We start from the raw sequence: 10,521 nt of genomic DNA, 5'->3' as shown, positions 1-10,521 counted from the left end.
CAGGGAAGAGAAGATAACCGCCGGTGTGACGATGCTGACATCGACGAGGCCCTTGCCCACGGTTTCGGCTACGTGCAGGCCGAAGAACATGAAAGCGATGAAATTGAAGAAGGCCGCCCAGAATACCGCGTAGTGCGGCCTGAGCACTCGGGTGGAAACGATGGTCGCGATCGAATTGGCGGCATCGTGCAGGCCGTTGAGGAAATCGAAGAACAGCGCCACGGCAACGAGGCCGACCAGCAGGGGAAAAGCGATCGTGGTGTCCATCGCCTACACGTTCTCGATCACGATGCCGCTGATCTCGTTGGCGACGTCCTCAAACCGGTCGACGACCTTTTCCAACTGGCCATAGATCTCCGAACCGATCAGATAGGCCATTGGATCGCTGCGGCCGTGCCGCTTGAAAAGATCCTTGAGGCCCTGCTCGTGCAGGTCGTCGGCGCGGCCCTCGACACGCATGACCTCTTCGGCGATGGCGTTGAGGCGCGCGGCATTTGCGCCGACCTTGCTCAGTAGGGGAATCGCTTCGGCGACCAGCCGGGCGGCCTGGGCGATGACCCCGCCCATTTCCCGCATTAACGGATCGAAGGCCGCCACCTCGAACAATTTCACCGTCTTTACGGTCTTGTGCATCATGTCGATGGCGTCATCCATCGACTGGATCAGGTCCTTGATGTCGCCGCGGTCGAAGGGCGTGATGAAGGAGCGCCTGACGGCAAGCAGGACCTCGGCCGTTATGCCGTCGGCATCGTTTTCGAGATCGACGATCTTTTGGCACCAACGGTCGATTTCCTTGCCCTGGAGCAGCTCTTCGAGGGCCTCGGCGCCGCCGACCACTGTGCGCGAATGCCGCTCGAACAGATCGAAGAAGCGATCTTCGCGCGGCAACAGTCTGCGAAACCAACCCAGCATCTTGTCCTCCCAGTTTCCGTCTGTCCCACATAGCGCCATGCGACACGGGAAAACAGCCGGCTTAAAAAATGCGGACGAGATTCGATTACGACAGTGTCTCACCGTCTACATACTGGCGCGACCAAGACGCGTATCGAAGGCAATCCCGAATCGGGTGCATGTCGAGCGCCAACCTCACCATGCGCATGGCTAACCGCCGCTTCACGAGCCCGACCCATGACTCTCAAAGAAGTTCGACAACCGCGTCCGTATGACCGCCATTTACAACGGTCTGGTACAACGTGATCAAAATGCACAAGACACTGAAGATGACGCCGGCAATGGCGGCAAGACGCTCTGGTCGACGGAAGGCCATTGCGAGAAGATGGACGCCGTGGCACCCCCAAGCACGGCCCAAAAGAAGGGCTGCCTAAGCGGGCGACTATCTTCCCTTGTCTTTGCGGACTATCGAGAGCTTCGGCCCGTGAGCTTCCCGAATGATCTTGGCGGCTTCGTGGATGGTGATCCCACACTTGCGGGCGTAGTAGGCCGCTTCCGCTACAAGTTCGGCTTCTACCGGCTCTTCAACGGCATGCTTGGCCTTAAGTTTTGCCTTCTTGCCCATGACGCGAATCATAGCACATTATGGGCCTTGGATGAACGACCGCTTCGGCGGGTGGTCGAACTGAGATACACTGGGCACGCCGAGACGTCCTCGATCATGATCGGCAGCGACGGTGGTAACCACGACTACAACCAGCGACTATGATGCAGGGGGAGCGCTGACCTATCGCGCCAGCGCGAGTGTCAGTGCCGACGCCCGATCGAAAACGACGTCCATCGACTGGGATGGCAACGGAACACAGATACCATCCTGACTGATGGCACCGCCTCCCGGCCAGAACGGCACAGCGGTCAACACATCGATCGAAACCGATGGGACCGGCAACCTTCTGGAACAGCGCATCGTTCATCTCGGGGCAAATGGACACCCCGACGCGATCAATATCGACATTCGAAAAGATGGGGCAACTGTTGCTGCTTCGGCCGCCTCGATCCAGGTCGGTTCCGGCATTGCCGTTACCGTCACCGGCAGCAACGATCAGATATCGCTTGGCCAGAACAGCTCGGTCGCCGTGATCGGTTCAAATGACAAATACATGTTCGTGTCCGGTTCCGGAAGCGACACGATTTCGGACTCTCAGTTGTCCAACTCTCCGAATGAAAATGACGAACTGGATCTCGGCAGCGGCATCGATTGGAACGAGCTCTGGTTTGCCCAACAGGGCACAACACCGTGGACCGGAAGGCGGCGACAAGCCGGACTCTTGTGCGCTTGCGATCTGCGCTCCCCCGGCAGCATCGAAGGAAGGGCGTGGGGCGTTGGTTGGACATGCCAGCAAAGTCGCCAAGCATGACGACGGGAAAATATGGTCGCGCCATGGCTGAAAGTCGCCGACTGCTGTGCCGACCCGCTTAAGTGTCCTGACAAGAGCGGCAGCGGTATCGGATCAGAAATTCACGAGGCTTTTCAATTGCTCGGGATTAACGCGCCTTTAAGGCTAAGTGCCTGTTTTTCCTGGGCGCCGTTACCGAACGGTTCCAACCGTTGGCAGCACGCTGGAAGCTTTTTTGCAGGCACCACAAACTGTTCCTCCGCTACGGGGAAGGGGTCAAAAATGGCGGTTTCTTTCGGAACCACGTCGCCGGCCGACCGTTGCCAGCCCGACGCAACCATTGATCGGAAGCTGGACTAGCGGCTGGAAAACGGCCCGTGAAAGCGTTTCCCCGAGAAGGCTTCGAGGGCATGCGGCTTTTCTCCGCCAAGGATCCAGTCGGCAAAATATCTGGCGAAGCCAAGGGCGATCGCGAAGCCGTGGCCGGTCCAGGCAAATCCATAGAGGGTGTTGTGCAAGGCAGCGGGCGTATCGACAATCGGGATGCCGTCGACCGCGCAAGTTTCGACGCGGGAAGCATCGACGTTCAGGAACGACGACTCGTCGATGAAGGGCAGGGTCGCGATGGCATCGGTCAAGCCGAGCGCTATCGAGCTCAGCGATCCTTTCCAATGCCCCTGGGCCGTATGAGCGACGCTGTAGCCTCCTGAAAGCATCAATGTCCCATCTGCAATCTGCTTCACGGATAGCTTACGATAGGCGTGACCCAGAAGATGATTGATCTTTTTGCCGTTCGGGTTGGTGACAAACATCATTTGCGGCATCTGGGTGGTGACGGGCATGATTTCCTGCGGCTGGAGAACGGGCTTCAGCAAGGCTAGCACGCCCTTGTTGGCGAGGAGGACGAGCTTTTCGCCGACAGGTACGACTTCGCCGCTCGCCAGCTTCACCCCCGTTGCTCTCCCATTGGTGTGGAGGATCTCAGTGACGCGCGAGCCGGTTCGCAAGGTTGCTCCTGCCTTGCGCGCCCGGCTTGCGAATGCCTGCGTGGCGAAGGTGTGGTCGCATACCCCGTCATCTGGGCAATAGACCGAGCCGATCAGATCGCCAGCCAACTCGGGCTCGCGCTCCAGCGTTTCATCGCGGTTCAGAAGTTGGGAAGGAACCCCTAGCGCGTTCTGCACCATTGCCATCGCTTCCATACTGCCGCGCACCTCATGTTCGTGCGCGCCATGCGGGATATTGAAGAGATGAAGGCCCCCGGTCCGGCGGTAGCCGACGCCGCCCTCGAACTGTTGCTGATACTGCGCCCAGAGCGGAAAGCCGACGGTCGCCATCGGCAGCTCGCGCAAGTCGCGGCCGTTTGCGCGCACGCCTCGTTCACCGGAGCCGCCCGAAGCGCCCGCGGCGATGTCGTCGGCCTCCAGCAGCGTAATCGTCCTGCCGGCCTGCGCCAGTTCGTAGGCGAGGCTCACACCGTAGATGCCGCCTCCAACGATCACGATCTCGGACACGGTGGACTGTGTGGCCATGGTGTTGTTTCCTTCTCGGGTATGTGTGGCTGTGAATATCGCATGCGCGGGTGCAGTCGGCTCACTTCCGGCCATTGCCGCCGGACAGGAATTGCCGGAAGCGGTCCGACGGGGCAGCGGAGAACATCTGGTCTGGAGGGCCTTCCACCTCGACCGCGCCTTTGTGCAGAAACACGACTTTGCTGGAGACCTCCTTCGCGAAGCCCATTTCGTGGGTAACGACGAGCATCGTCCTTCCTTCTTCGGCGAGCGCGCGCATCACGCGCAGGACCTCGCCGACCAGTTCCGGGTCGAGCGCGGAGGTCGGTTCGTCGAAAAGCATCACCTTCGGGTGCTGTGCCAGCGCACGGGCGATCGCCGCCCGCTGCTGCTGACCGCCGGACAAATGCGCGGGGTAATGATTGCGCTTGTCGGCAATGCCGACCTTTTCCAGAAGCGCCTCGGCTTCCTCCACACAATCGGAGCGAGACCGCTTCTGAACGTGCATCGGGGCCTCGATCAGGTTTTCGAGGATCGTCCTGTGGGACCAGAGATTGAAGTTCTGAAACACCATGCCGATGCGCGCGCGCATGCGCTGCAACTGGCGCCTGTCGGCGGGCCGCGTCCTTCCGCCCGCCTGTGTCAGCCGGATGGTCTCGCCGCCGACTTCTACTTGCCCGCTATCGGGCGTTTCAAGCATGTTGATGCAACGCAGCATGGTCGACTTGCCCGATCCCGAGGAGCCGAGGATCGAGATCACGTCGCCTTCCATCGCCTCGAGCGAGATACCTTTCAGCACCTCTAAGGCGCCGAAGCTCTTGCGCAAATCCGTCAGGCGCACGGCCGGTTTGATCTGGTCGATCATAGGGGTGCTCCCTTGCCAGGTGCCGCCGCCGGCGGCGACCGCAGCTCGGCACTCAACGCGTATTCAGCCCATTGCACGCGCCGCGTGACGGTGAAATTGATGAAGAGATAGATCGCGGCCGCCACCATCAGGATTTCGATGGCGCGGAAGGATTCGGAGATAAGCTCCGTCGCCAGGCCAGTCACCTCCATCAGGGTGATGATCGAGGCCAGCGCCGTCGACTTTATCATCAGGATGAACTCGTTGCCGTACCCCGGCAAAGCGTGGCGCAGGGCCAGCGGGAACACGATGCGGCGATAGAGCGTGAAACTCGACATGCCGCATGCCCGCGCCGCCTCGATCTGGCCGGGAGGAACCGAGAGCAACGCGCCCCGGACGATCTCGCTGGAATAGGCAGCCGTATTCAAGGTCAAGGCGATGAGCGCGCACCAGTAGGGTTCGCGCAGGACGGGCCACAGAAAGCTGGCCCGCACGACATGGAACTGGCCGAGACCGTGATAGACCAGAAAGATCTGCACGAGCAGCGGCGTGGAGCGGAAGACGAAGACGTAGCAGGATGCGGGCCAGGCCAGGATGCGCAGACCTGACAGCCTGGCTAGGGCCAGGATGATGGCCAGAACGGCGCCAAGCGCCACGGAGGATACCGCGAGATGCAATGTCAGCGGCACGCCGGTCAGGAGCTTCAGCAGCGTCTGGTATAGGAACGGGATATCCATCAGGCCGGCCTCACGCCAACTGCGAGCCGGCTCTCGGCCCGGCGCAGGAGCCATGTCGAGATCGACGAAATGGCCAGATAGAGGACGGCGGCGGCGAAGAAGAAGGTGAATGGCTGGCCGGTCGATCCGGCGCCGATCTGCGCCTGTCGCAGGATTTCAACGAGCCCGGTGACCGAGACCAGCGCGGATTCCTTCAAAACCAGCTGCCAGACATTGCCGAGACCAGGCAGCGCATGCCGCAGCACAAGGGGTGCGACGATCCGGTGGAATGTCGTCATAGGGGACATGCCGCATGCGATTGCCGCCTCGATCTCACCCAGCGAGACCGCGCGATAGGCGCCGCGCATGACTTCGGCCTGATAGGCTCCGGACACCAGCCCGATCGCCAGCGCACCGGCCATGAAGCCCGGCAGGCTGAAGAAACCCGAAAAGCCGAACAGACCGGCAAGTGGGGTCAGGATAGCGCTCGAGCCGAAATAGAAGAGATAGATGACGAGGATGTCGGGTATGCCGCGAAGCACCGTGGTGTAGGCATCGGCGACCAAGCGTGGAAGGATGCCTCCCTTGATCTTTGCCCATGCGCCGAAGCTGCCGGCCAGAAGGCCGAAGGCGTAGCCGGTCAAGGCTACCGCCAAGGTCATCATCGCGGCTTGAAGGAGCGCCGCCCCCCAACCGGCGGCACCGAAGCCCAGAACGAAGTCGGAAGCCGTCATCGCGGGTTCGTTTTCAGTTCTTCGCCGAGATGTCGACGCCGAACCATTTTTCCGTCAATGCCTTGTTGAAACCGTCGGCGTTGACGGCGTGGATGGCGGCATTGAATGCATCCTTCAATACGGTGTCGCTCTTGCGGAAAGCCACGCATGTTCCGCTGGCCAGGAGAAACGTCGGTCCGACGAGCTCCGCCTCTGCCATGTCTGGCCGTTTCATAGCCTCGGCGAGCACGGTGATGTTGGCCATGGTCAGGTCGATCCGACCCGCCAGGACGTCGAGATTGGCTTCGTCCTGCGTCTTGTAGGATCTGACCGTGACCACACCCTTCAGATACTCGTCGACGAACTTGCCGGCGGTCGTCGACCCCTGGATGCCGAGGACTTTCCCCTTGAGCGCCGTGTCGAGCTTTTCGATAACGTCCTTGGCGTCCTTCGATCCCGCCGCATTGTCGCGAAGGTCGAACTTGTCGTGCCAGGGCAGGGCCTCCGCGAGCCCGCTGCCCTTCATCGCCAGGAAAGCGTTGGGCGCGGTGGAATAGGGATCCGAGAACGCGGCCACTTGCGCCCTCTCGGGCGTCACGCCCATGGAGGCGATGATGGCATCGAATTTTCCGGCGTTCAGCGCCGGCAGCATCCCGTCCCAGTTCTGCGCGACGATCTCGCATTGCGCCTTCATGCGCTTGCACAACTCCTTGGCAAGATCGATTTCGTAACCGGCAAGCGTGCCGTCCGGGAGCGTATAGTTCCAAGGCGCATACGCGCCTTCGGTTGCGATGCGGATATGAAGCGTGTCCTGCGCCCAGACTTCACCAGACCAACAAAGGCCGGCCAGCGATATCGCCGCCGCCACGATGGCATTTCTGATCATGTAAGGTTTCCTCTCTTGTTATGAAGCGCCCGCAACCTCGCCGCCGACGATAGGAAAAACAAATACCCTCATCCGGATGAGGCGATCTCGGATGCCTTTGCGGGACCGCAGTAATGGGTTGTTGCTTTCGACTATAGAGAAGAATCCGCCAAAACATTCCAATATGAAATGTTTCGCGGCGCATAGGTTTTTCCTATACGGTTCATCCAACGCGAACCCTCAGGGATGGCTTATGAACTACAAGCAACTCGAAGCTTTCCGAGCGGTCATGGAGGCGGGAACGGTCACCGGCGCCAGCGAGCTTTTGCATATCGCCCAGCCCTCGGTCAGCGCGCATATCTCGAACCTCGAGCATGCCCTGAAAATCCCGCTCTTCATTCGTCGGGCGGGCCGCCTCGTTCCGACGGCGGAAGCCATGCTCCTCAACGAAGAAGTCGGGCGGATCGTCAAGGGTATGGCGCGAATACGGCGCCTGGCCGGGGATATTCAGCAGCTGGAAGCCGGACGCCTGATGATCGGTGTCTATCCGGCGCTTGCGAGCATCGTCCTGCCGCGCTTCCTGAAGGCATTTGCCGGACGCCATCCGAAGGCCCGCATGAGCATCTTCCCCGCAGCCTCGCTGCGGATCGTGGAATTGACGGCGGGCAAGCAGATCGACCTCGGCCTCATTCAGATGCCGGTGGTGGATCCAGCCATCGCCTGCGACCTGATTTTCCAGACGGAATGCGTCTGCGTGGCGCCGCTCGACCACCCATTCGCCAATAACGGCGTGGTGCTCGCATCCCAGCTCGAAGGGCAGGAATTCATCGCACTTGGCCGCGAGGACCGTACGCGGCAGGACATCGAGCGCGCGCTCGATGACGCCGGCGTTGCCGTCGGCTACCGTTTCGAAACACCATTCGCCGATACGGCCTGCGCCCTGGTCGCACAGGGCCTGGGCGTGTCGATCGTCGACCCGTTCTCGGCCGCCCGATGGTCAGGCAAATTGACTATACGTCCTTTCAGCCCTCAGCTTCAGTGCCACATCTATATGACCCGAAACAGGGCCCAGGTCTCGTCCATGCTTCAGCAGGCCTTCGAGCGAGAGTTTCGAACCGCTCTGGAAGAGAATATAACCGGAAACACTCGTTTGTTTTAGAATGCGGCCCGACACTGCCTTGTCAAATCAGCAGCAGCCCCAAGCATTGCCTTTGCGGCCGAGGATGATGCGGTCGTGAACGGCAATGCTCAAGCGGACGGTCGAAAGGCGGTCGGGATAAGGTAGGCAGCGAGTTGCAGATTTCCCGAACCCTTCGCCGCGGCTCGTCATTGAGAATGCAGACGGCCTATTTGATTGGCATGCAGATGAACCCGTTCGGCATACCAGTCACACTCGTCAACGATAGCGCGCCGTTTAACGTAAATGCTTGTTTTTATTATCTGCCGTTATCATAGCGCGGTCAGTGGCTGCGCGAGACCCGTTCGCCAAAATAGTGGATTTGAAGTGGTAGCGGAAGACCGCTACATCGTAAGACCCACTATTGAGGGGGCGTTCGACAGCCTTATCCAGTCATTAAGCTTAGTGGCAGGTGCCATCACGACACGTCATACTGCTGCGCCAGCGAGTCGGAAAGCTGGTCGGCGAAACGGGCAGCGGCCACCGGCAGGGTGCGGCCCTTGAGTTGGCCGACATAGAGCATGCCAGCGGGCACGTCGCGCGGGTCGAGCGGCCGGGAGATCATATCACCGGTCATCGTCTGGTGGGACAGGCCAATTGGGAAATGGAAGGTGATGATATCCTCCGAGATAGCGTGGTTGCGCAGGAATTCGAAGCTGTCCGATTGAATCACCGGCTCCAGCTGCAGCGATGACGATTGCGCCCCGATGTCGAGCAGGTAGCGCACGCCGTAACTTGATGTGGGAAGCGCGATTGGATAGTCGAGGCAAGCGCGCAAGCGCACCGTCTCGTGAGAAGCCAGCGGATGATCGGGCCGCATAACCGCATGCACCGGCTGGTGCACCCGCATCAGCGTCATGAAAGCAGCCAGCCGAGTTGGCTCGTAGACGATGGCGATGTCGGCCGTGTGATCGACCAAGGCACGCTCGGCCTCCTCCCGGTCGCGCAGGTGCACTCCAAAGGTCACATTCGGATGTTCCTTGCGGTAGAGTGAGATCTGCATCGGCAAATGGTAGGGCAATAGCGCCTGGCTGCAGGCGATCGCCACATGGCCACGCCGGGCGCCAGCAAGGTCTGCAATCTGCGATTTCACGTGCTCCATATCGGATAACTGGTTGCGCATGTGCTGCACTAGAAGTTCGCCGGCGCTAGACAATCGCACGCCGTGAGGCAGTCGCTCGAAAATCGCAACGCCGAGCTCGGCCTCCATCGCCAATATACGCCGGTTGAGCGCCGTCGAGGTTATGGCGAGCAATTCTGCGGCGGCGCGGATCGAACCGGTCTTGGCCACCACATCGATATAGTGAGCGGAGTTCAGGTAACGCATCGGCAGCCTCCGGCACCACCGCTGCAATTCTTGCAGCAGGCTGAACAAAACATAGCACAAGACAGCAGCACCGTCATCGACATAATTAAACCTGTCGACATATGGGTGAAGAAATATCTTCAAGCGACATTGATCATTAAGAATTAATGAGAGGTTGGGCAATGAATTTGTTCCAAGATCTTCCAGTAACTTATCAAATCAAAAGGAGCAACCATGCGCTACATATCAATTGAAAGCTTAGCTTCTCTCGGTCTTGTTGCCTTGCAAATGTATCGGCGATTGCCTCCGAACAATGCGGCGACATGACCGCGTGATCGGGACTACCAGGTTATACTAGTCTATGTAGTGTAACCTCCAAGGTTAGTTCGATGAAAGTGTCTAGCGGATGTCGGAGAGCATAAAAGCTGCGGCTCTTTGGTGCGGCAATAACGATTCGCTAGTAAAGAAAAACCAGACATTTTAAATCTCTTGTGCGGAATTCCTGTTGGGCGTTAGTGCGCGGGTCGCGCGTATGTGCGCCGAGAGTACCATCACTTTTTCGCCCGCCGACCGCTGCCGCCTTCTAGCTGTGGTCATATGGCATAAGGTCCTTGAACAGAGCTTGGTTACGCCAAATGTCATGTTTCGATTTCTGGAGCAACCGAACAGTAGATGCCACTTCAACCTGAAGGAACGACTAGATGACGTCGACCACCTCTTCCAGACTTACCTTCCTTGTATTTACCGCCGGATGCATCGCATTGGCGTTACTCTTCCACTACGCACCGGCTGGGGATTTTCCCTCGAAATATGCCAGGACCGCCCGGGCGGCGCTGGCCGCGCAACCGACGCGCATAGACATCGACAACGAGGCGCACGCGATCCGCTTCTACATCGACGGCAACCAGGTCGCCGTGCTCGACGCGACTGGTTTCAAGCCATGAGGCCACAGAGCCAGGAGAGCAAAACCGTCAGGAAATTCGTTATGTCAGGGCTGTTCGTCGTGCTTGCCCTGTCGCAGACGGCGGAGGCCCAGAAGAAAGTCCCGGTGACGCAGGAAGTTGCCGCCAAGACCGAGCAGGCCAAGCCGCCGCTGGACAA

The 10,521-nt window shown here is 59.6% G+C and carries 12 protein-coding genes; 4 read left to right on the top strand and 8 right to left on the bottom strand.

Translation table 11 applies throughout. The features are described 5' to 3' along the window. On the bottom strand, positions 1 to 267 hold a 267-nt coding region (locus EOA33_RS12570; protein ID WP_190234266.1), incomplete at its 3' end, for an inorganic phosphate transporter. A 3-nt stretch (positions 268 to 270) separates the two neighbouring features. Beyond that, positions 271 to 912: a DUF47 domain-containing protein gene (locus EOA33_RS12565; protein ID WP_127405768.1), complete on the bottom strand. Its 642-nt coding sequence runs from the start codon at positions 910 to 912 to the stop codon at positions 271 to 273. Positions 913 to 1,162: 250 nt separating this feature from the next. Here EOA33_RS12565 and EOA33_RS38990 point away from each other — a divergent pair, with 250 nt between their 5' ends. After that, positions 1,163 to 1,660, top strand: a complete 498-nt coding sequence (locus tag EOA33_RS38990; RefSeq protein ID WP_190234265.1) for a hypothetical protein — start codon at positions 1,163 to 1,165, stop codon at positions 1,658 to 1,660. A gap of 112 nt (positions 1,661 to 1,772) precedes the next feature. Further along, entirely contained in the window at positions 1,773 to 2,309 is a 537-nt protein-coding gene (locus tag EOA33_RS12555; RefSeq protein WP_127405766.1) for a hypothetical protein, read from the top strand. Positions 2,310 to 2,644: 335 nt separating this feature from the next. Here the strand turns inward: EOA33_RS12555 and EOA33_RS12550 are convergent, their stop codons facing one another. The 5 genes from EOA33_RS12550 to EOA33_RS12530 all read right to left on the bottom strand — a co-directional run bounded on the left by EOA33_RS12550 (position 2,645) and on the right by EOA33_RS12530 (position 6,958). Further along, complete coding sequence (locus tag EOA33_RS12550) at positions 2,645 to 3,820, bottom strand: FAD-binding oxidoreductase (RefSeq protein ID WP_190234264.1); 1,176 nt, start codon at positions 3,818 to 3,820, stop codon at positions 2,645 to 2,647. Between the two features lie 61 nt (positions 3,821 to 3,881). Then, positions 3,882 to 4,664 (bottom strand): ATP-binding cassette domain-containing protein, encoded by a 783-nt coding sequence (locus tag EOA33_RS12545; RefSeq protein ID WP_127405764.1) that lies wholly within the window; start codon positions 4,662 to 4,664, stop codon positions 3,882 to 3,884. Next, positions 4,661 to 5,380 (bottom strand): ABC transporter permease, encoded by a 720-nt coding sequence (locus EOA33_RS12540; RefSeq protein ID WP_127405763.1) that lies wholly within the window; start codon positions 5,378 to 5,380, stop codon positions 4,661 to 4,663. The genes EOA33_RS12545 and EOA33_RS12540 overlap by 4 nt, the downstream gene beginning before the upstream one ends. Further along, positions 5,380 to 6,093, bottom strand: a complete 714-nt coding sequence (locus EOA33_RS12535) for an ABC transporter permease subunit (RefSeq protein ID WP_127405762.1) — start codon at positions 6,091 to 6,093, stop codon at positions 5,380 to 5,382. Before EOA33_RS12535 ends, EOA33_RS12540 begins: the two co-directional genes overlap by 1 nt. 13 nt (positions 6,094 to 6,106) lie before the next feature. Beyond that, positions 6,107 to 6,958 carry a transporter substrate-binding domain-containing protein gene (locus tag EOA33_RS12530; RefSeq protein ID WP_127405761.1) on the bottom strand — a complete coding sequence of 284 codons (852 nt, stop codon included), beginning with the start codon at positions 6,956 to 6,958 and terminating at the stop codon, positions 6,107 to 6,109. A gap of 232 nt (positions 6,959 to 7,190) precedes the next feature. Here EOA33_RS12530 and EOA33_RS12525 point away from each other — a divergent pair, with 232 nt between their 5' ends. Next, positions 7,191 to 8,096 carry a LysR substrate-binding domain-containing protein gene (locus EOA33_RS12525; RefSeq protein WP_190234263.1) on the top strand — a complete coding sequence of 302 codons (906 nt, stop codon included), beginning with the start codon at positions 7,191 to 7,193 and terminating at the stop codon, positions 8,094 to 8,096. 436 nt (positions 8,097 to 8,532) lie between these two features. Here EOA33_RS12525 and EOA33_RS12520 read toward each other — a convergent pair whose 3' ends face one another. After that, positions 8,533 to 9,603 carry a LysR family transcriptional regulator gene (locus EOA33_RS12520; RefSeq protein ID WP_245482316.1) on the bottom strand — a complete coding sequence of 357 codons (1,071 nt, stop codon included), beginning with the start codon at positions 9,601 to 9,603 and terminating at the stop codon, positions 8,533 to 8,535. A gap of 518 nt (positions 9,604 to 10,121) precedes the next feature. Between EOA33_RS12520 and EOA33_RS12515 the strand changes: the two genes are divergently transcribed. Continuing rightward, positions 10,122 to 10,364, top strand: coding sequence for a hypothetical protein (locus tag EOA33_RS12515; RefSeq protein ID WP_127405759.1), 243 nt, complete (start codon positions 10,122 to 10,124; stop codon positions 10,362 to 10,364). The last annotated feature ends 157 nt before the right edge of the window (positions 10,365 to 10,521 follow it).

It is taken from the genome of Mesorhizobium sp. M4A.F.Ca.ET.050.02.1.1, from assembly GCF_003997725.1.
Classification (GTDB): Bacteria; Pseudomonadota; Alphaproteobacteria; order Rhizobiales; family Rhizobiaceae; genus Mesorhizobium.
The sequence above is the reverse complement of the archived record's forward strand: the minus strand, read 5'-3'. Positions and strand labels throughout refer to the sequence as shown.

Excerpts from the sequence above, each read along its gene's own strand:
- EOA33_RS12515 (WP_127405759.1), top strand. The coding sequence starts at position 10,122 with ATGACGTCGACCACCTCTTCCAGACTTACCTTCCTTGTATTTACCGCC.
- EOA33_RS12530 (WP_127405761.1), bottom strand. The coding sequence starts at position 6,958 with ATGATCAGAAATGCCATCGTGGCGGCGGCGATATCGCTGGCCGGCCTT.
- EOA33_RS12525 (WP_190234263.1), top strand. The coding sequence starts at position 7,191 with ATGAACTACAAGCAACTCGAAGCTTTCCGAGCGGTCATGGAGGCGGGA.
- EOA33_RS12540 (WP_127405763.1), bottom strand. The coding sequence starts at position 5,380 with ATGGATATCCCGTTCCTATACCAGACGCTGCTGAAGCTCCTGACCGGC.
- EOA33_RS12555 (WP_127405766.1), top strand. The coding sequence starts at position 1,773 with ATGGCACCGCCTCCCGGCCAGAACGGCACAGCGGTCAACACATCGATC.
- EOA33_RS12550 (WP_190234264.1), bottom strand. The coding sequence starts at position 3,820 with ATGGCCACACAGTCCACCGTGTCCGAGATCGTGATCGTTGGAGGCGGC.
- EOA33_RS12545 (WP_127405764.1), bottom strand. The coding sequence starts at position 4,664 with ATGATCGACCAGATCAAACCGGCCGTGCGCCTGACGGATTTGCGCAAG.
- EOA33_RS38990 (WP_190234265.1), top strand. The coding sequence starts at position 1,163 with ATGACCGCCATTTACAACGGTCTGGTACAACGTGATCAAAATGCACAA.
- EOA33_RS12565 (WP_127405768.1), bottom strand. The coding sequence starts at position 912 with ATGCTGGGTTGGTTTCGCAGACTGTTGCCGCGCGAAGATCGCTTCTTC.
- EOA33_RS12535 (WP_127405762.1), bottom strand. The coding sequence starts at position 6,093 with ATGACGGCTTCCGACTTCGTTCTGGGCTTCGGTGCCGCCGGTTGGGGG.